The sequence below is a fragment of the Bradyrhizobium sp. AZCC 1578 genome, assembly GCF_036924675.1.
Taxonomy (GTDB): domain Bacteria; phylum Pseudomonadota; class Alphaproteobacteria; order Rhizobiales; family Xanthobacteraceae; genus Bradyrhizobium.
Map to the genome: position 1 here is coordinate 3,584,399 of NZ_JAZHRZ010000001.1, position 19,191 is coordinate 3,603,589.

Sequence of the window (19,191 nt, forward strand, 5' to 3'; positions counted from 1 at the left end):
TGAATTTCTCGCACCGGAAGCGGCTTGCACCGGAGCGGCGCTTAGCACCCCCGACAGATATTCAGATTTGACTTCGGGAAAGGCTTTTGATCGGGTTGCTGCGCCGCTGGTGCCGTCGGCTTTCTTGCGACTCTGCTCTTGCCCTCTTCAATGAGAGTAGAAAATCTGACTGTCCCGTCATCCGAAATTTCGACACGTGGCGTGGTGCCTCTAACGCCCATGGTTGCGACCGGGGTGTCGACCTTCATGTCGCCGGTCTTCGCGACTTTGCCTGCGACAAAGGTGAAGGTGCCCTTTGTCAGATTGAACAAGGACGCGTTGGACGTACTATTTGGATCGTACACGAACTCGTTCAAAACCATGCGCGCGTTGTTCGACAGATTGAAGGAAGTGCCATCGGTGAAGTTGATACCGACCCGGCCGTCGGCGCCGGTTGCAACTGCATCGCCCTGATAGACGAGATCACCGACCTTCGCCTGACCGGCTTGACCTGAGGTGCTGGCCTGAACGACCATCGCACTCGCGCGTTCAAGCGTGACCGAACCTGTGGCGACAACAATTTTTCCAATTGGTTTTGACGCTAGATCCTGAACGGCGGGCCTGGCGGAATCGCGTTGCGCGTGAGCCGGCCCAGCAAAAAGCCCGGCGGTCGCCAGAACGAAGCCTGTCACCAATGCAGCAATAGCATGCGTGCACATGATCCCCCCTTCCTGAGAAGATCTTGTCCGAGAGAGCGCTCACGGTCGCTTTGAACCGTCGGCCAGGGCGACATTAGACCCGATGTCGGGGGAAGGCATTATTCTATTACCCGCTCAAAAGGATTACTCCTTTTGAGCCTAAAGCCTACCGCCCATGGACTGGGGTAGCTTGGAGTCTTGGCGGCTAGCCTTCGGCTGGCCGCGCTAGGCTATTTTGACCTGAATATTTTGACCTCATGGGCTGGGCAAAGCCAGACCACGAAAATTTCGCACGAGGGGCGGGGTTGAAGCCATGCTTGTCGGGTCCCACGCCGAGACTGGGGACGAACGTAAGGCCGCGGCAGCTCCGCTTCCCCAAATTATCGGCAACGTTCAGGCCGCGGCCGGCTTCGGCACCGTTAGGCGCGCGGCCTGCACGGCCGCTCAAGCCGCGGCCGGCGATCCGCAAACTCGAGCGCATGCCGGCAGGTTCGGCATGCTGTGGCTCACGGCACTGACCTTCTCGCTTGTGAAGGAGGCCCGGGCCGCCGATCCGAACGTCGCGCTCCTGGACGACGGCAACATCACATACAAGGACCTTGAGCACGGCGCATTCGAGCTGGTCACCAAGGATGTGATCCCTCGACATATCCTCGTTGACGATCCCGGACAGACCATCATCCTGCGTTCGCAAGGGTCCACGATCAGCGTCAGTCAGAGCACAAACTCCGCTGCGCGAATGGCTGAACTGCAGGCGGCCCAGCAGGAGGCGCTCGCCATCTACGAGAAGGGACTGGGGTCGACGGGATCGAGCACGCCTCCTCCCCTTGAGCAGCTACCGGTGCAACCGATCAATTTCATTCAGATTGATGATTCTTCCCCGGAGCAGGAACTGCCTGCTTTGCCCGCGGTGATCCTCGCATCGGCCCCGGAGATGATTATCGGACAACTGCCGCCTCCGCAGCCGACGCCACCGACGCTGAATGCGGGGATCGGGCCGACCGAAATCGACACCACGGTCTTTGACCTCTTCACCGCGACAAGCGGCACTTTCCTTGCCAGTAGCCCCAACAGCGACGCTACGCTGACCTTCGGCATCAGCGGGGGAACCCCCGGCAGCACCGTCATCGACGGGGTGACGTACGATGTATCGAAACCTGGTCCCTACGGCACGCTTTACGTCGACAGCACGACCGGCGCCTATACGTTCGTTCCGGACAATAACGCGATCAATGCGCTGACCGAGCCCACCAGCACGGACTTCATGGTCACCGTATCCGACGGCACGCTCTCGGCCAATCAACTCTTTACGATCGCCATCAACGGCAGCAACGACGCGGCCATCATCTCCGGCGCAACCGATGGCACGGCGATCGAGGCCAGCGGCGTCGCCAACGTCGCGCTCGCCACGCTGAGCGCCACCGGGACGCTCACCAGCGCCGACGTCGATGACGCGCCCAATACTTTTACGACGGTTGGCACTCCGACCGCGAGCGCGCAGGGCTTTGGCACCTTCACGATGACGGCGGCCGGCGTATGGACTTACACGGTCAACGACTCCAACGGAGCGGTGCAGGCACTCAATGTCGGCGATAAACTGACCGACTCCTTCACGGTGACCACGATCGACGGCACCCCCCAGGTCGTGACAGTCACCATCAACGGCACCAACGACGCAGCAGTCATTTCCGGCACTACGACCGGCTCCGTGACCGAGGACGGCGGCACCAAGTGCGATCTGCCGACCGCGACCGGCACGCTGACCGCTACGGACGTCGACAACGCGTCCGGTTTTACGGCGGTCAATTGCCCGACGGCCAGCGACGCCGGCTATGGCACCTTCACGATAACGCCGGACGGCGTGTGGACCTACATGCTCGACGACAGCAATTGCGCGGTGCAGGCACTTAATGTCGGAGACACGTTGACCGACACTTTCAAGGTGACCGCCCTGGATGGCACCGAGCAACTGGTGGCGGTTACCATAAACGGTACCAACGACGCCGCCATCATTTGCGGAACCAAGCAAGGCTCGGTCATCGAGGCTGGCGGCGTGGCCAATTCGGTATCTTGCAAACCAACCGCGACCGGCACACTGACCGACACTGATGTCGACAACGCTCCCAACACATTTACGGCGATCGATTCGCCGAAGCCGAGCGATGGCGGCTATGGCACTTTCACCATGACGACGGATGGCGTCTGGACCTATACGCTCGATAACACCAGCTCTACAGTGCAGGCACTCAATGTCTGCGACAAGCTGACCGACTGCTTTACGGTGACCACCATCGACGGCACCCCGCAGGTGGTGACGATCACCATCAACGGCGCCAACGACGAGGCCGTCATTTGCGGCGCCACGACCGGTTCAGTAACCGAAGCTGGCGCCTGCACATACGGTACGCCGATCGCGACCGGCACGCTCACCGACACCGACGTCGACAACACGCCCAATACGTTCACGGCGGTGTGCAGGCCGAAGGCGAGCGATGGCGGCTATGGCACCTTCACAATGACGGCGGATGGCGTCTGGACCTACACGCTCGACAACGCCAATTGCGACGTGGAGGCGCTGAACGACTGCGACACGTTGACCGACACCTTCACGGTAACCACCATCGACGGCACCGCACAGGAAGTGACGATCACGATCAACGGCGCCGACGACACGTTCCACTTCAAGGACAAGATGTCCGACGTCAAAACTTCTGACGTCATCGACCTTTCAGGGGACATCTCATCGTCTGTCAGTTCCCCCGAAGACACTTCAGGAGCCAGTGTACCGCCGGCGACGACAGAGACAGCCCAAACGATCGAACTGTCTGCACAATGGTCCGACGGTTTCAGTTGGAACCAGCCGGGTATCGCTGTCACTACCCAAGCGCCGCACGATCTGATCGTGTGACGGAGCTGCGCCGGATTCTAGCGCAGCCGTTCCACGCCGCACGCCCTACTTCGCTTCGCTCGCCTTGATTCCCGAGCTTTCAACGAGCTTGGCCACCCGCGTCAGATCGCTGGCGAACAGGCGCGCGTGCGCCTCGGGCGACAGCTCGTTCTCGGGAAACGGCAGCGTACCGAGCTGTTTCAGCTTTTCCAGCAGCGTCGGGTCGGCCAGTGCTGCGCGGAGCGCTGAATTCAGCGCGCCGATGGTTTCCCTGGGCGTGCCCTTCGCGACGTAGAGTCCATGCCACATCGAGTAGCTGACCTCGGGCATGCCAAGCTCGGCGGTGGTCGGCACGTCCTTCAATTGTTCGAGCCGTTCCGGCGAGGTAATGGCGATGCCGTGAAGCGTTCCGGCCTGAATCTGCGGCAGCGCGTTGGTCACCTGATCCCACAAAAGATCGATCTGCCCCGCCAGCAGATCGGAGATCGCTGGAGCTGATCCACGATAAGCGACAACTGTGGGCTTGAAGCCGAGCACATTGCCCATCATCACGGCGCACAAATGGCTGTTGGTCCCGAGCCCACCATGCGCGAAGTTCGCCTTGTCGCGTTGTGCCTTGATCCAGTCCACAAAATCCTTCGGTCCCGCGCCGGGGATCGACTTGCGGCCAATCAGAACCATCGGCGCGTTGTTGACGAGGCCGACTGCCTCGAATGCCGTTTTGGTATCATAGCGCAGGTTGGTGAACAGGCTGGGAGCCGCAAGCAGCGCGACGTGATTGATGAGGATCGTGGTGCCGTCAGGCGCCGATCGGGCCACGCGATCATTGGCCAGCGTGCTGCCGCCTCCGACCACGTTCTCGATAATGACGGACTGGCCGAGCGTGCGCGACATCCGCTCGCCGATCAGACGCGCGACGGTGTCGGTGCCGCCGCCGGCTGCAAAGGGCACCACCAGCGTCACCGTCTTGGCGGACGATTGCGCGTGCGCCTGCGGCGAGAGTGCCGCAATCAGCAGGCCAAGGCCCACGATTACACGTCTGAAGGAGAAATTGATCACGACGGCGTCCTCCCAAGTCATTCTTTTTCAAGTCATTCTTTTTGTTGTGATGCCGCGTTGTCGCGGACGTGTGCTCGTTGGCAAAGCCACGCCGCAGCAACTGCCTGGCTTCGCATGACCTCGGATCATGCTGATTGCGCTGCCGCAAATCAAATGGAAAGCGAGCGTAGCTCGCCGGCGGATTGGCGTGATACGATGTCCTCAAGGCGCAGATAGCATCGGGACGGATCTGAAATGAGCGAGGCTGCATATGTTGCGGTCGATTGGGGTACGAGCAGTTTTCGGCTTTGGCTGGTCGACCGGACCGACAACGTGCTGGGGGAGCGGCGCAGCCACGAAGGCATGATGGCGGCAGGCAAGCTTGGCTTCGCAACCGTGCTGCAATCGCATCTGGAAGCCGTCGGCGCCGCGGATGGCCTGCCCGTTGTCATCTGCGGCATGGCCGGCGCCCGGCAGGGGTGGGTCGAGGCCGGTTATGTCGAGACGCCGGCGCGGCTTGCATCGATCCTGAAGCAGGCCGTGGCGGTGCCGGGACAGGACCGTGACATCCGCATCCTCCCGGGAATAGCGCAACGAGACCCCAAGGCGCCGGACGTCATGCGGGGCGAGGAGACACAGTTGCTCGGCGCCTTGGGCGTGGACGCGGCTGACGAGGCGCTTGTCTGCATGCCCGGCACCCATTCGAAATGGGTCAGGGTGAAGGGCGGCACCGTCGAGCGCTTCGCCACCTTCATGACGGGCGAGCTTTTCGACGTCGTGTCGCGCGAAACGATCCTGTCCCACGCGGTGGCCGGCGCCGATGAAGCGGAAGATGTCGAGACATTCAGGTCGGCGGTCACCGCCGCGTTCGAGACGCCTGCGCACGCTGCCAATCTGCTGTTTCAGGTGCGATCGGGTCAGCTCCTCTACGGCGGCACGCCATCCTCGGCCCGCGAAAAAATATCAGGCACGCTGATCGGTCTCGAATTAGCGGCGGGGCTCGCCGGCGAAGCTCCCAAGGCGGGCATCACGCTGGTGGCGTCAGGAAGGCTCCAGATGCTTTACCAATTGGCGTTTGACACGGTTTCCGTTCCCGTCCGATCAATCGGTGCCGAGGATGCGGTCCGTCGCGGTCTTGCGATGGCCGCTCACTCGATTTGGAACGTATGAAGGATCAGACGAATGAGCGTTGTCCCATTTCCCCCGATGAAGCGTCCACTGGTCGCGATCCTGCGCGGCGTGCGGCCCGAGGAGGCGACGGATATCGTCAGCGTGCTGATCGACAGCGGCATGACGGCGATCGAGATCCCGCTCAACTCGCCGGAGCCGTTCCGCTCCATCGAGATCGCCGTCAGGAAGGCGCCCGCCGAAATCCTGGTTGGGGCTGGCACGGTCTTGACGCTGGAAGCTGTCGAGCGGCTCCACGATGTTGGCGGCCGGCTTCTCGTAACTCCCAACGTCGATCCCGAAATCATAGCCGGCGCCCGGGCACGCGGCATGGTCACGATGCCCGGCGTCTTTAGTCCAACGGAGGCGCTGCTTGCCGCCAAGGCTGGCGCCTCAAGCCTCAAATTCTTTCCCGCGAGCGTGCTTGGCGCGGCGGGCATCACCGCGATCCGCGCCGTTCTTCCCGCGGACCTGATGATCGCCGCTGTCGGCGGCGTCTCCGACAAGAACTTCGCGGATTACACGAAGGCCGGCATTCTGGCGTTCGGCCTCGGCAGCAGCCTCTACAAGCCTGGCATGACGGCGGCGGAGGTAGCCACACGCGCCAAGGCGACGATTGAGGCGTACGACATGGCTGTTCAACGGGTAGCGTAGATTAGCGAGAGTCGGTCCCGCCCGCCGTCGCTTGCCCTCCGTCGCGGACATGCCGCGTGCCGAAGCGCACGCGACGGCGGGCTGACGGAGAGAGTGTCAGTCGTCGAAAGGACTCCCGTATCGCCTCGATCCAACTAGGCCAGACTCAAGGCTGATGACCCAACTTCACGATCATCTTCGGGTGACGTTCGCTCAAGGCCTTCAACGCGAGCAAACTCTTCCGATTGCGTTCCCGGTCGTCAATGAAGCTTCCCGGCTCAACGCCGTTCTCCCAACCCCAGCGCGTGTGGCAAGTGTCGCCGGTCAGGAGCACCGGACCTGTCGTGGTGCGCGCGACAAACGCCATGTGGCCCGGAGTGTGTCCCGGACTCTGGATCGCAAAGAACGAACCGTCACCGAAGACGTCGATCACCCCTTCGAGCTTCCCGCCCGGGTCTTTCGAGAACTGGAATTCCTGAAGTGCGGGTCTTCCCTCAAGGAAGCGATCTTCCATCCCCTGGACGAACATGTTCTCGAAGTTCGAGTACTCAGGTTCGCCGGGTCCCGTGTAAATCGGAACGTCCTTGGGAATATCCGGCATCCCGGAGATATGGTCGAAATGGAGATGGGTCATAAAGACACCTTTGAGGGGCATACCTGCCGATTTGATAACCGACAAAGTGTCTTGCCGGACTTGCATCTTGTCTATTTTAGCGAACGTTCTCAGCACCCATCCGACCCCGACACCCGCGGGATTCTCCACCAACCGCTTTGAAACACCTGTGTCGATCAGGAACAATCCCTGCGTCGGGTGCCGCAAGAGATGCGCATAGATCTTGATCGGCTCCTCGCGATCCTTGAGCCCCGCTTCAACGGCTTTTGGATCTTTCAGATTGAGCAGTCCCGAAAGATCGGCAACCCAATCCGCGCCGACGACCGTCTTGAGTTCAATTGGTCCCGGCTGATCAATCAAAGCCTCCATGGCGGCCGAGCTGATTGGCTTGCCGATATCTGCGGGCTTCGCCGGATGGGTCGTCTGCGTGCATGCCGAAAGCGCCGAGATGGCAAGGGCGCCAATGAAAAGCAGTCCAGACTTACGGAGCATGATGTTTTCCTCATTTCTGCTGCCGCTTTTGCCCTGGACGGGTAGAATAGCAATCGTCTAAATTCCTATATAGCCATACATAAATGAATGGCCGCTAGCTGGGAGGAGTGAACGTGGACCTCCAATGGGATGACCTGCGGATTTTTCTCGCCGTTGCGGATGCCGGCAGCCTGAGCGGCGCCGCGCGACGCCTCAAAGTGAGCCAGCCCACCTTGAGCCGCAGGATCGCGGATATGGAGTACGGGCTGGGCCAGCCGCTCTTCGTCCGCAAGAACCAGGGCATCTCCTTGACCAAGACCGGAAGAAGGCTGCTCCCCGCCGCCCAAGGCATGGCGCAATGGGCGACGGAAGCCAATCGTTCACTCGACGCGAAGGACTCGCCCGTGAGCGGCCGCGTGCGCATCACGGCGGCACCATCGTTCGCCTTCGATTTCCTGGCGCCGATCGCGGAAAAGCTCAAGAGGAAGCATCCACAGATCACTCTCGAGGTTCTGGCCAGCACGGAGCGCCTCAATCTCTCGCGCGGCGAGGCGGACATCGCGCTCAGGAAATACCCGTCCGATGATCCTGATCTGATCACAGTCGATGAAGTTATCGTTCCGATCGGCGCCTACGCGAGCAGGGACTACGCACGGAGACTGCCCGCGAAATACGATTTCCGCGACCTCGACTGGATCGCATGGGCGGGAGAGCGCGAGATGGTGAGCCCGAATCCGGAACTCGCGGCCCGGATCCCGGACTTTCGTCCCGCTTTCACATCTGACGATTACAGCGTGCAGGTCGCAGCCTGCCAGGCCGGTGCCGGTGCGATGATCCTTCTGAAGACTTCCCATCGGCTCAAGCGACCGGGCGAGCTCGTGGAACTCAAGCTCGAGCTTCCAACCTCGCTCCGCGCAGAACTCACGATCGTTTGCCACAAGCGCATGGCAGATCTCCCCAAGGTCAGAACCGTCGTGGACCTGCTCAGGCAAGAGTTTGCCGACCTGAGGAAGAGCCAAGTTGCGGAGAGACTTCGAACGGTGACGCCAACAATCCCAAAGCAAGCCAGAGATAAGAAGGAAGCCTCATCCAAACATTCGAGGCGAGAAGTTGAGACAGGAGCGGATTGAACGCGCCCCAATCGAGACCAGTTGCGCGCAATCGTGCGAAATCGTCCAAAATCGTAGGCTGGCCGAGGGAGAGGACCTGCGATCCAATATTCTCCACCCCCGGGCGCTCGTTTATCCCCCGGCAGAGACCGCGCTGGCGAAACGTGTGAGTCTGAGAAGTGCCCACCAGACATTCGGTCCCGGGCGCCTATCTGTTTGTCGCCGTGGAATTGCTTTTCTGCCTAATTGTGCATCGCAATCCTGAACCGATCGCCGCGGCCATTCATCCGCTGGCACCCGGACGGCCGCTAAGCTAGCATTGGGATCATTTGAATGGAGCGGTGGCGCGCACTCCTATAGGGAAGTCCAAGGCCGGGCGCCGTCTGGGCATACTGCAATGGCCAACATATCTGCTTCGCCAAAGCCCATGCCACCGCGCGGCTATTTGGCCGTCATCCGTAGCATCGACAAGTTCACGGAACTGACCGGGTACCTCTTCGTCCTCTCGATCATTCCCCTGATTTGCGCCAATGTGGTCGAGGTTTTTGCCCGCTACGTCCTGGGGGATCCGACGATCTGGGCCCTCGATGTGACGACGATGTCCTACGCGACCTTGTTCATGCTGGGCTCGGCGTTGGCGCTCCTGAAGGGCGCTCACATCCGCACCGATGTACTGTGGGAAACATTCTCGGATCGCACGAAAGGCATGATCGACAGCCTGGCGTTCCTGCTGTTCTTCCTGCCGACAATGGTCGTGCTGTTCTTTCTCTCGATAGACGATTTCCTCTACTCGCTCTCGATCAACGAACGCGGAAGCTCCGGCGCGTGGACGCCGGTCCTGTGGCCGCTGCGCGGGGTTATTCCGCTGACGGCCTTCATGCTGTTCTTGCAGGGCATCTCGGAGTTGATGAAGAGCCTCTGGGCTTGGCGAACCGGCGCATTTCTGGCCAAACACGAGAAGATCGAGGTCTGAACAACCATGACCGCCGCCGAAGCTCTCGGACTTGCCATGCTCGTCGGTATGGTCTTCGTCATTTTCATCGGTTTCCCGATTTCCTTCACGCTGCTGTTTCTCGCCCTTGTTTTTGGTGGCATTGGCCTCGGGTGGGAACAGACTTTCAATCTCGGCTACCTGCAGATCTGGGGCACGATGAAAGACGAGATCTTTCCCGCCGTGCCGCTGTTCATCTTCATGGGTTACATGACCGAACAGGCCGGACTCATGGAGCGGCTGTTCGTGGCCTTGCGCAGCGTTCTCGCGCCGGTGCGCGGATCGCTGTATTTGGCCGTAATTCTAACGGCGACTATTTTTGCGATGGCGACCGGCATCGTGGGCGCCGCGGTGACCGTGCTCGGCATCATGGCCGGATCGATGATGATCAAAACCGGCTATGACGCGCGGCTGTCAGCGGGTGCAATCGCCGCCGGCGGTACGCTCGGCATTCTGGTCCCTCCGAGCGTAATGCTGGTAGTCATGGGCCCGGTCATGGGCGTGCCCGTCAATCTTCTCTATTCAGCGGCGTTCGGCCCGGGCTTTCTGCTCGCTGGCTGTTATATCACCTATACCCTCGTCCGCAGCTTGATCAATCCGAAGCTCGGTCCAGCCATGACCATGGAGGAGCGCACAGCCACCTATGACGCGATGACCACTGAAAAGGTAGGCTCTCCTGTAGTCGGATTGGGCCTCGTGTGCTTGGTCGCATTGGCGTATTTGCTGCTCGATTTGTTGTTGAGCCAAGCGCGTGTGCCGCGTCTGGCGTTTACGATCGGACCGTTTGGCCTATCGGCCGTCGCTTCGGTGTTAGCGATTCTGACGGCTTACCCCTACTTCCGGAACGCCTACTTCCGCGCCGTCATGCTCGGCGTTGCACCTCTCAGCGCGCTGATTGGATTTACCCTGGGAACCATCGTCGGTGGAATCGCCACGCCGACCGAGGCAGCCTCGTGCGGAGCTTTCGGCGCTGTCCTCCTTGCACTCTTTTACGGCCGGCTCAGCATGCAATCGATCACCAATGCGGCCATCGGCACGATGGTGACCTCGGCCATGGTGCTGTTTCTGGCGGTGGCCTCGACGGTGTTCGGCGCTGTCTTCACCAAGCTGGGTACGGCGAACTTGATTACCAACTATCTGCTCGCCCTTCCGTTGAGTGACTGGTGGAAGCTGGCGTTGATCATGGTGATCTTTTTCGTCCTCGGCTGGCCGTTTGAATGGCCCGTGATCATCCTGGTCTTTCTTCCGATCGTTTTGCCGGTGGTCGAAAAACTTCAGTTCGGCTTGAACAAGCTCGACCTGCTGATCTGGTTTGGCGCACTGACCGCCGTCAATATGCAGACGTCGTACTTGAGCCCGCCCGTTGCAATGTCGGCGTACTACCTGCGGAACGTCGTTCCGCAATGGAGCTTGAGCACGATTTACCGGGGCATGTCCGACTATATGGTGATTCAGGTCGTAGTTCTGGCGCTGCTGCTGTTGTTCCCGCAAATCGCACTGTGGTTGCCGAACCTTGTCAGGTAAGCGCGATCGGCTGCTTATCATACCACGAAGGGCGGCCGAGGCCGCCCTTCCAGCTATGTCCTCCATTCGCCTGAACATGATCCGGAATAGTTGGTACCGGCTCTCCCTCGGGACAAACGCGAAGCGTTTGCCCGGAGATCATGCTCAATCAACCTGGAGCGCGATGGCGATTCAATAGAATGCCATCGCGTTCAAGGCCGTCTTATTCTTTAACGGGCCAATAGTGGTCCGCCTGCAAAGCGTAGGGCGGGAACATGAAGCGCTTGGCGGGCACGACCTTGGCGGCATAGGCCTTCTGAGATTCGTAGACTTTCTTGAAGAACGGGTTCTTCGCGGCCTCCGCAGCGGCAAACTCATCCCAGACCTTGAGGAAGGCCTGATTGACCTCGGGCGGTGTCGTCAGGAGCTTAACTCCGTGCTTCTCCTTAAACTCTGCGATCGCGTCCGCGTTTTGTCTCTGGAAGCTGGCCCACCAGCGCAGGAACGTCTCTGATGTGGCCGACTTGATGGCTTCCTTGTTCTGATCCGGCAAGCTGTCCCACACGTCCTTGTTGATCGCGATCTCGGCGACGGAGGCGCTCTCATGCATGCCGGGTGTGTAGTGGTATTTCCAGACCGTATGCAGACCGAGGCGCTGATCCTCAATTCCGCCGACCCACTCGGCACAATCGATCGTGCCGCGCTCTGCGGCGGGCAGGATCTCACCACCCGGCATGTTGACAACCGCCATACCCATTTTGGCGTAGAGCTGGGAGACGATGCCGGTCTGGCGGCACTTCATTCCCTTGAAGTCGGGCAGGTCCTTTATCGGACGCTTGAACCAGCCGAGTGCCTGCGGGCTCGGCGGAATGCTCGGAAATGCCACTAGATTGAGCTTGAGCTCCTTCTGGTAGAACTCGTTCCACAGATCGAGGCCGCCACCCTCGTAGACCCATCCGATGAAGTCGACGGCATCCATGCCGAAGATGCCGGCCGGTGTATTGGCGAACAGCGTCGCGGTGACGCTCTTGCCGTACCACCAGTAGGAGATGCCATAGGCACCGTCGATCACCTTCTTGTGCGTGGCATCGAGGATCTCAAACGGCGGAACGACCGCGCCGCCCGGCAGCGCCTCGATCTTGAGATTGCCGCCGGTCAACTTGTCGACGCGGTCGGCAAAAAACTTGAGAGCATCGTGCGTGGTGGACGATGGCGGAACCGCCGATTGTATCTTGAGGACTCGTGGCTGTTGGGCGAGCGCTGTGCCCGCAAACGCCAAGGTGGCGGAGGTTGCTGCGATCAGAGCGAATTGACTAAGCGAACTCATTTTCATCGGACGTCTCCCTCCCTTTTGCTTTTCTCCCTTTTGGCAGAGTGTGGGGGCGAGCTCAGTGGCTGGCCAGCACACGAATAGCCTACAGCGGTAGGGTGCTGTCAGCCAGTGCGGCGCTCTGGAGTTCGCTGGCCTCCAATAAGATGAACCCGCGGGCCGTTAAAATAGCCGTCCGGCCACCCCGGTTGGTGATTAGGCTAGACAGCCGCTTGCGGTGGCAAAAAGGGCCCTCTGGGCAGCGGCGAAGCTGTTCGAATAGATGGGCCGGACATTTTGAGGTATGGCGGAGAGAGTGGGATTCGAACCCACGGTACGGTTTCCCGCACACACGCTTTCCAAGCGTGCGCCTTAAGCCACTCGGCCATCTCTCCGGAGGCCCTCTCTTGAAGGGGCAGCACTGATTTTGCAAGGGACGCCGGGCACAGCCGTCAAAATTTCCCCAATTCCTTGAATTTATTTGGCAATTTGGCACGTTCAGCGTCGGACGATCAGTGCTTTCCGGGCCCTTGAACCGGAATCCGGCCACGATCGACGACCACAGTGGCAACGCAATCGGTGGAGGACGGCATGATCATCGCGCGGGCGCTTCTGTTCGCTATCCTTTTATCGGCGTATGCGGGCGCCGCGGCGGGCCCGGCGATGGCACAGGCCTGCATGCGTCAGGGCGTGGATGTAAGCTGCGATGACGGCCGGCGCGGCGTCTTCGCGGGCGACGCCATCGTGTGGGCCGACGGCTCGCGATCGAGGCTGGCCTCGCCGCATCCGAGCGTCATCATCGGCAACAAATCGTCCGTCGTCATCGGCCCCGGCGTGTTCGCCGGCTCAGGCAAGGGCGGCGGCATGGTGCCGATGGAAAATCCGAGCGCGCCGAACAAGGCGCGCTGCCCGGTGCTGGATGGCGTGTCATATTGCCATTAAGTGCGGCTTGGGTTGCCGGGCACTTTCATTTCGGACCTCAGGATGAGACGTTGGCTCGGTTGAGCCGGGTCCCAGAGCCTTTTCGGTTCTGATTGAATCAGAACCGGGCTCTAGATTCCTGTTTTGACGCGTTTTCTTGACGCGAACCGGTGTCCACTTCGCTGGAAAACGCTCTAATGATACCGCGCGGTGTTGTTGCTGGCGGAACGAAGCGGCCATAGCGGGGGCTCCGCCAGGACAGGCGCCAGTTCGCTGCGATCGAGCTGACTTTCGCGCAGCGCGTCGGTGAAGTCGGCGAACCATTGCTGGATGGTATGGCCGCGCAGCTTCGCCATCATCGCCTCCCAGCGCATCCGCCGTTCAGTCAGCGGCATCGACAGCGCGATCGCAATGGTGCGCGCCATGCCGTCGATGTCGTGCGGATTGACCAACAGCGCAGTGTCGAGTTCGTTGGAGGCGCCGGCGAATTTCGACAGCACGAGCACGCCGGGGTCGACCGGGTTTTGCGCGGCGACATATTCCTTTGCGACGAGATTCATGCCGTCCTGCAGCGGCGTGACCACGCCGACCTGCGCAGTGCGATAGAGGCCGGCGAGCACGGCCTGGCCGAAGCCCTTGTTGAGATAACGGATCGGCGTCCAGTCGACTTCACCGTGAACACCGTTAACGTCGCTGACCAACCTTGCGACCTCGCTCTGCAGATTGCCGTAGGCCTCGATCGCACCGCGCGACGGCGTTGCGATCTGCAGCAACGACACCGTGCGCGCCAGCGACGGGTGCAAGGTCCACATCCGGTCGAACGCCTTGATGCGGTTGATCAGACCCTTGGAATAATCCAGCCGGTCAACCCCGATCGCGAGCTTCTCGCCATTCAGGCTGCGCCGCAGCCGCGAGACATCGGGATGGGTCGACGCCTTCGTTGCCAACTGCGCGAATAGCTGGGGATCGATGCCGATCGGAAATACCGCAGCGCGCGTTCGGCCGTAGCGCGAAATGATGACGCCGTCATGCACGACGAGGCCGAGGTCGGACTGCGCGTAAGCCAGGAAATTCTCGCAGTCTTCCTCGGTCTGGAAGCCGATCAAATCATAGGCCAGCATCGCCTCGACCAACTCGCGATGGTGCGGCACGCCGCCGATCACCGAACGGGCCGGCCATGGCGTATGGAGGAAGAAACCGATCGGCTCGGTGACGCGGAGATCGCGCAGTTCGGCGCCGAGCGCGAGGAAATGGTAGTCCTGAATCCAGAACGCGGAATCCGCTTTTCGGAATCGCAACAGCGCGCGCGCCATGAAGGCGTTCACTTCGCGATAGCTGAGATAGTCCTCATGCGACGCGCGGATCAGATCGGCGCGCGAATGCAGCGCCGGCCATAATGCGGAATTCGCAAAACCTTCGTAATAGCCGCCGTAATGCGCGGCCGGCAGGTCCAGCATCGCCAGTGCGCCGGCGCCAAGCGCTTCGATCTCGGCAAATGGTTCCTTCTGGTTCCCGTCGCGAACCCGTCCGCTGGAACCAACCCAGATAGCACCCGACTTCTCTACGATCGGCAACAACGCCGCCGCGAGTCCCCCCGTCATGGGTTCGTTGGGTTTTCCGCGCGAAACGCGGTTAGAAACGACGACGAGGTTCACAGGTCCCCTCCCGTTGGTACGCTCGCGTTAACAACCGTTCATCAATATGGTTCCTGATCACCCTTTCAACGAATTGAAACCAAATTCGGGCTGCAGCGTGCAGGAACTCACCGGAACTCACGAAAAATAAAATTTGCCGCGAACCTCGGCGCCAAGCGCGAGAATCTATGTTCGAAACTCGACGGGACGAAAAACATTATGGCAGAGATGCGTCCCTTTCGTCATCAAGCAGGTGTGTAAGGAATTCCCTGACGTCGCTGGGCGCATCGAAGTGTCCGGCCACGCCTTTGGCACGGCGGCCGACGGAGAAGGCGAGGCCATCCAGGTCGGGCATGATCGCAAAGACGCTCTCGTCGGTAACGTCGTCGCCGATGAAGAACGGACGGCGCCCCTTGAACGGCTCGCGCGTCATCAATTCGCGCACCCCGCTCGCCTTGGTGAAGCCGGAGTGCTTGATCTCGCAGACACATTTGCCGGGCAACACTTCGATCGGCGCATTGGGCAGATCGGCCCGGATCAGCGACACCGCGGCATAAATCGCCTTCTCGGCATGCGGCGCGAGGCGATAGTGCAGCGCCAGCGAGTAGCCCTTGTCCTCCAGCAATATTCCCGGGCTCAGCTTTGCGATCGCCGCCAGCCGGCGCTTCAACTCCTTGTCCATCGGCGGAGCGTGGGCGGCCACCGCCTCGCTGTCCGGTTCGATCCGCATTTCGGCGCCGTGGCCGCCGACGGCAGGGAATTGATCGGGCGCGAAAATCAGGTCGATATCGTTGAGCGAACGGCCGCTGACCAGCGCCAGCGCGCCGTTGGTCCTGACCAGCAGGCGGTTCAATGTCTTCGCCAGCCCCGGCGGCACCCACACTTCGCGCGGCGTCGGCATCAGATCGAGCAGCGTGCCGTCAATGTCGAGCAGAATGGCGGACTCGCTTAAGTGCGGCACCATCGAGCGTGGCACCGGAACTGTTTCCAGCGCGGCATCGTCTTCGCGGGCGATATCGTCTTCCAATGACATTTCGGCCAGATCCTGATTCATGTCGTCCATCTCATCCTACTCCACACATGCAAGCGGCCGTGCGACAGATTCGAGCGATTTGCGCTCGGCCGCAACGGCATACCGCCACGCGACAGCGGCGGCCACGATCATCAATGCCGACCCGAACAGGTAGCCGGCGAAAACGCTGTTGCGCGATCCGGTATCGACCAGCGCACCGAACAGCGCCGGTCCCGCTACGCCGCCGATGCCCGTTCCAATCGCGTAGAACAGCGCAATCGCGAGCGCGCGCACCTCCAGCGGAAACGTCTCGCTGACGGTCAGATAGGCCGCACTCGCCGCTGGCGAGGCAAAGAAGAAGATCACCATCCAGGCGATGGTCTGGGTCTGCGCGCTCAAGGCGCCAATCGAGAACAGGTAGCCCGATAGCGCTAGCAACAGGCCGGAAATGCCATAGGTCGCCGCAATCATCGCGCGGCGGCCGAGCGTATCGAAGAGACGGCCGAGCAACAACGGCCCGAGGAAATTGCCCGCCGCAAAGGGCAGGATGTACCAGCCGACGTCGTTTGACGGAATGCCGAAGAAATCGGTCAGCACCAGCGCGAAGGTGAAGAAGATGGCATTGTAGAAAAACGCCTGCGAGGCCATCAGCACCAGTCCAACCAGCGAACGCTGCCGATAGGTCGTGAACAGCGTTTGCGCCACCTCGCCAAGCGGCGTGTGGCTGCGCATCCGTAAGCGGATCTTCGGGAATATTTCGTCGGCCTCATGATCAGGATGTCTCTTCGACGACCTCTCGATGCCGTCGACAATCGCGTGCGCCTCCTCGGGACGGCCATGGATCATCAGCCAACGCGGGCTTTCCGGAATCCACATCCGCATCACGAAAATGACCAGGCCGAGCGCGGCGCCGATGAAGTAGGCCATCCGCCAGCCGAGATCCGGCGCGAGCACGTTGGGATCGAGCAGCACGATGGCGGCGACCGCGCCGATCGCAGCCCCGATCCAGAAACTGCCGTTGATCACGAGATCGGTCCAGCCGCGATAGCGCGCCGGCACCAGTTCCTGGATCGTCGAATTGATCGCGGTATATTCGCCGCCGATGCCGGCCCCGGTCAGGAAACGAAACAGCGCGTAACTCGCGACATTCCACGACAGCGCGGTGGCCGCGGTTGCGCTGAGATAGACCGCGAGCGTGATGAAGAACAGTTTCTTGCGCCCGATCCGGTCCGTCAGCCAACCGAAGCCGAGCGCGCCGAGCACGGCGCCCGCGAGATAGGCGCTGTTAGCAAGACCGACATCGAAATTGGAAAATTGCAGTGTCGGGCTTTCCTTCAGCGCGCCCGACAGGGCGCCCGCCAACGTGACTTCCAGCCCGTCCAGAATCCAGGTGATGCCGAGTGCGGCCACGACGCGGGTGTGAAAGCCACCCCAGCGCAGGCAATCGAGCCGCGCCGGTATGCTGGTCTCGACGATGCGAGCATTATCCTGCTGCGTAATGGACGCGCTTTCAGCCACCGCCGCCCCTCGCCGTATCGCTTTCACATCCATCGGATTTGGCCAATGAAAAAACACCCCGGAACGCCCCAGCCCCAGGGTTTTCACGCTCAATTGCGGCAAACATGGTGCCCGCCGTGAAGACAACGCCTTTCAGAGGTTGCGGTTCCAGAGACTTTCGCATGGCGAAATTGCATAGCTGTTACCGTGCTCTGCGTATCGTGCGGGGCCGACCGACGTCATTGCGAGCGCAGCGAAGCAATCCACCTTTCCTTATGCGGCGGCATGGATTGCTTCGCTGCCGCTCGCAATGACGACGAGTGCCGAAGCACCACAAGCTGTCATCCTCCGCGAAAGCGAGGGATCTACCGTGATGTTCGTCAAGAGGTCGATCATGGGCGAGAATGCGGCATCGTGCTCGCCGGTCAAGGCGACCGCTGCGCGGCGGCGATGCCGGCCTTGACCGGCTGCGCTCGCTGCCGCGTTGGCTTGCCATGATCGAAGGCTCATGCCGCAGGCCTGGCTGCGTGTCTCCAATCTGATCGGTCACGGATCATGGCGTTGAGCGTCACCAGCATTTTGCGCATGACGGCGGTGAGCGCGACCTTGCCCAGGCGATGATTGTCATCGACCAGATGTCGGTAGAAGGCCTTCATGACCGGATTGTGCTGGATCGCGCTGCGGGCGCCGTTGAAGAGCACTTTGCGCACGCTGGAGCGGCCATGACCAATGGACGCATGCCCGTGCTGCTTGCCGCTGTCGCGCGTGTGCGGGGCAAGGCCGCAAAGGGCCGCGATTTTCTTGCCTGACAGATGTCCGAGTTCCGGCAGGTCCGCGATCAATGTTTCCGCGATGGCGGGGCCGACACCGCAGAAGGTTTGCGCCGCCGGCTGGTCTCGGCATGCGCGGAGCTTGCGATGCGTTCGGCGATGGCCTTGTCGACCGTAGCGAGTGAACGCTCAAGGGCGGCAATGACCGCCCGCAGGCTCTTGCGCACAATGGCGCTGTCTGCCACGTCGCAGCGGCAGGTCTCGGCATGCAGCAGAGCCTGTAACTGCCGGCGCCGCGATGCGAGTTCACGTAAGACCTCATCGGCCTCTGGAACCGACTCGATGTCGCGGCGAGCGAGCTCCTCGGCGGCAAAGTCGGCCAACAATTTGGCGTCGATGCGGTCCGTCTTGGCCTTGATGCCACGCCGCCTGCGATAGGCGACGACTTCGTTCGGGTGCACCTGCTTGAAGGCGACCTTCGCGCGGCGGAGACACCGTCGCAGAAGCCGCTCATAGCCGCCCGTCGGCTCGAACGCGACCAGGCCGATCGAGCCGGCCCCGATCTGCATAAACCAAGCGTCAATCGCTCGCTCACTGTTCGCGATCCGCTTGACCCGACTGTCACCCGCGATCGCAATGTCGATCCACTCCTTGGCAACGTCCACCCCGATCACCATCTTGTCCATGTGGCTGTTCTCCGACAGAATATGCATCTGGTCGGCACGCCGGATTGCAATGCGGGCTCAGGCCCTCTCTACCGTGCGCGTGTCAGACCGTAACGCCGGCGGTCCTAAGATTCCCACGGTCTTGCAGGACCTGACCAGTACTCGAGGGGCCGCCGGCGCCCCATCCAACAGGATGGCGACGCCATCATGCAATCCAGTACGCCGAGGCCTCTCGATTCGATCGCTGCTGTCTCTGAATGCTGGGTCACCCGCCTTCGCCTTCGCGGGTGACGA

The 19,191-nt window shown here is 61.1% G+C and carries 16 protein-coding genes and 1 tRNA gene; 7 read left to right on the top strand and 10 right to left on the bottom strand.

The window, feature by feature from the left end; genetic code table 11:
• Positions 1–41: 41 nt before the first annotated feature.
• Positions 42–698: a FecR family protein gene (locus tag V1290_RS17055; protein ID WP_334365486.1), complete on the bottom strand. Its 657-nt coding sequence runs from the start codon at positions 696–698 to the stop codon at positions 42–44.
• Between the two features lie 292 nt (positions 699–990).
• Between V1290_RS17055 and V1290_RS17060 the strand changes: the two genes are divergently transcribed.
• Positions 991–3,585, top strand: a complete 2,595-nt coding sequence (locus V1290_RS17060) for a VCBS domain-containing protein (protein WP_334365487.1) — start codon at positions 991–993, stop codon at positions 3,583–3,585.
• A gap of 45 nt (positions 3,586–3,630) precedes the next feature.
• Here the strand turns inward: V1290_RS17060 and V1290_RS17065 are convergent, their stop codons facing one another.
• Positions 3,631–4,644 carry a Bug family tripartite tricarboxylate transporter substrate binding protein gene (locus tag V1290_RS17065; protein WP_334365488.1) on the bottom strand — a complete coding sequence of 338 codons (1,014 nt, stop codon included), beginning with the start codon at positions 4,642–4,644 and terminating at the stop codon, positions 3,631–3,633.
• A gap of 213 nt (positions 4,645–4,857) precedes the next feature.
• Between V1290_RS17065 and V1290_RS17070 the strand changes: the two genes are divergently transcribed.
• Both V1290_RS17070 and V1290_RS17075 read left to right on the top strand, forming a co-directional pair.
• Positions 4,858–5,772: a 2-dehydro-3-deoxygalactonokinase gene (locus tag V1290_RS17070; RefSeq protein WP_334365489.1), complete on the top strand. Its 915-nt coding sequence runs from the start codon at positions 4,858–4,860 to the stop codon at positions 5,770–5,772.
• 12 nt (positions 5,773–5,784) lie between these two features.
• Positions 5,785–6,423 (top strand): 2-dehydro-3-deoxy-6-phosphogalactonate aldolase, encoded by a 639-nt coding sequence (locus V1290_RS17075; protein WP_334365490.1) that lies wholly within the window; start codon positions 5,785–5,787, stop codon positions 6,421–6,423.
• A 145-nt stretch (positions 6,424–6,568) separates the two neighbouring features.
• Here V1290_RS17075 and V1290_RS17080 read toward each other — a convergent pair whose 3' ends face one another.
• Positions 6,569–7,507: an MBL fold metallo-hydrolase gene (locus V1290_RS17080; RefSeq protein WP_334365491.1), complete on the bottom strand. Its 939-nt coding sequence runs from the start codon at positions 7,505–7,507 to the stop codon at positions 6,569–6,571.
• A 113-nt stretch (positions 7,508–7,620) separates the two neighbouring features.
• Between V1290_RS17080 and V1290_RS17085 the strand changes: the two genes are divergently transcribed.
• The 3 genes from V1290_RS17085 (at position 7,621) to V1290_RS17095 (ending at position 11,110) form a co-directional block, all read left to right on the top strand.
• The gene (locus V1290_RS17085) at positions 7,621–8,616 is read left to right on the top strand and encodes a LysR family transcriptional regulator (RefSeq protein WP_334365492.1); all 996 of its coding nucleotides are present in this window, start codon (positions 7,621–7,623) and stop codon (positions 8,614–8,616) included.
• A gap of 376 nt (positions 8,617–8,992) precedes the next feature.
• The gene (locus tag V1290_RS17090; protein WP_334365493.1) at positions 8,993–9,568 is read left to right on the top strand and encodes a TRAP transporter small permease subunit; all 576 of its coding nucleotides are present in this window, start codon (positions 8,993–8,995) and stop codon (positions 9,566–9,568) included.
• Positions 9,569–9,574: 6 nt separating this feature from the next.
• Complete coding sequence (locus tag V1290_RS17095; protein WP_334365494.1) at positions 9,575–11,110, top strand: TRAP transporter large permease; 1,536 nt, start codon at positions 9,575–9,577, stop codon at positions 11,108–11,110.
• Between the two features lie 202 nt (positions 11,111–11,312).
• On the opposite strand, the gene V1290_RS17100 is transcribed toward V1290_RS17095, so the two are convergent.
• Both V1290_RS17100 and V1290_RS17105 read right to left on the bottom strand, forming a co-directional pair.
• Positions 11,313–12,422, bottom strand: a complete 1,110-nt coding sequence (locus tag V1290_RS17100) for a TRAP transporter substrate-binding protein (RefSeq protein ID WP_334365495.1) — start codon at positions 12,420–12,422, stop codon at positions 11,313–11,315.
• 281 nt (positions 12,423–12,703) lie between these two features.
• A tRNA-Ser gene (locus V1290_RS17105) sits at positions 12,704–12,793 on the bottom strand.
• Between the two features lie 196 nt (positions 12,794–12,989).
• Between V1290_RS17105 and V1290_RS17110 the strand changes: the two genes are divergently transcribed.
• The gene (locus tag V1290_RS17110; RefSeq protein ID WP_334365496.1) at positions 12,990–13,340 is read left to right on the top strand and encodes a hypothetical protein; all 351 of its coding nucleotides are present in this window, start codon (positions 12,990–12,992) and stop codon (positions 13,338–13,340) included.
• Positions 13,341–13,513: 173 nt separating this feature from the next.
• On the opposite strand, the gene V1290_RS17115 is transcribed toward V1290_RS17110, so the two are convergent.
• From V1290_RS17115 to V1290_RS17135, 5 genes are all read right to left on the bottom strand, one after another.
• The gene (locus V1290_RS17115) at positions 13,514–14,974 is read right to left on the bottom strand and encodes a trehalose-6-phosphate synthase (RefSeq protein ID WP_334365497.1); all 1,461 of its coding nucleotides are present in this window, start codon (positions 14,972–14,974) and stop codon (positions 13,514–13,516) included.
• A gap of 196 nt (positions 14,975–15,170) precedes the next feature.
• Positions 15,171–16,007 (bottom strand): trehalose-phosphatase, encoded by an 837-nt coding sequence (otsB, locus tag V1290_RS17120; protein WP_334369061.1) that lies wholly within the window; start codon positions 16,005–16,007, stop codon positions 15,171–15,173.
• A gap of 15 nt (positions 16,008–16,022) precedes the next feature.
• The gene (locus tag V1290_RS17125) at positions 16,023–17,516 is read right to left on the bottom strand and encodes an MFS transporter (protein ID WP_334365498.1); all 1,494 of its coding nucleotides are present in this window, start codon (positions 17,514–17,516) and stop codon (positions 16,023–16,025) included.
• Positions 17,517–17,968: 452 nt separating this feature from the next.
• The gene (locus tag V1290_RS17130) at positions 17,969–18,304 is read right to left on the bottom strand and encodes a transposase (RefSeq protein ID WP_334365499.1); all 336 of its coding nucleotides are present in this window, start codon (positions 18,302–18,304) and stop codon (positions 17,969–17,971) included.
• On the bottom strand, positions 18,301–18,918 hold the full coding sequence (locus V1290_RS17135; protein ID WP_334365500.1) for an IS110 family transposase: 618 nt from the start codon (positions 18,916–18,918) through the stop codon (positions 18,301–18,303). The genes V1290_RS17130 and V1290_RS17135 overlap by 4 nt, the downstream gene beginning before the upstream one ends.
• Positions 18,919–19,191 lie beyond the last annotated feature (273 nt).

What these genes read in the sequence shown, in the direction of transcription:
- V1290_RS17055 (WP_334365486.1), bottom strand. Translation starts at nt 698, where the DNA reads ATGTGCACGCATGCTATTGCTGCATTGGTGACAGGCTTCGTTCTGGCG.
- V1290_RS17060 (WP_334365487.1), top strand. Translation starts at nt 991, where the DNA reads ATGCTTGTCGGGTCCCACGCCGAGACTGGGGACGAACGTAAGGCCGCG.
- V1290_RS17065 (WP_334365488.1), bottom strand. Translation starts at nt 4,644, where the DNA reads ATGACTTGGGAGGACGCCGTCGTGATCAATTTCTCCTTCAGACGTGTA.
- V1290_RS17070 (WP_334365489.1), top strand. Translation starts at nt 4,858, where the DNA reads ATGAGCGAGGCTGCATATGTTGCGGTCGATTGGGGTACGAGCAGTTTT.
- V1290_RS17075 (WP_334365490.1), top strand. Translation starts at nt 5,785, where the DNA reads ATGAGCGTTGTCCCATTTCCCCCGATGAAGCGTCCACTGGTCGCGATC.
- V1290_RS17080 (WP_334365491.1), bottom strand. Translation starts at nt 7,507, where the DNA reads ATGCTCCGTAAGTCTGGACTGCTTTTCATTGGCGCCCTTGCCATCTCG.
- V1290_RS17090 (WP_334365493.1), top strand. Translation starts at nt 8,993, where the DNA reads ATGGCCAACATATCTGCTTCGCCAAAGCCCATGCCACCGCGCGGCTAT.
- V1290_RS17095 (WP_334365494.1), top strand. Translation starts at nt 9,575, where the DNA reads ATGACCGCCGCCGAAGCTCTCGGACTTGCCATGCTCGTCGGTATGGTC.
- V1290_RS17100 (WP_334365495.1), bottom strand. Translation starts at nt 12,422, where the DNA reads ATGAAAATGAGTTCGCTTAGTCAATTCGCTCTGATCGCAGCAACCTCC.
- V1290_RS17110 (WP_334365496.1), top strand. Translation starts at nt 12,990, where the DNA reads ATGATCATCGCGCGGGCGCTTCTGTTCGCTATCCTTTTATCGGCGTAT.
- otsB (WP_334369061.1), bottom strand. Translation starts at nt 16,007, where the DNA reads ATGAATCAGGATCTGGCCGAAATGTCATTGGAAGACGATATCGCCCGC.
- V1290_RS17125 (WP_334365498.1), bottom strand. Translation starts at nt 17,516, where the DNA reads ATGGATGTGAAAGCGATACGGCGAGGGGCGGCGGTGGCTGAAAGCGCG.
- V1290_RS17135 (WP_334365500.1), bottom strand. Translation starts at nt 18,918, where the DNA reads ATGGACAAGATGGTGATCGGGGTGGACGTTGCCAAGGAGTGGATCGAC.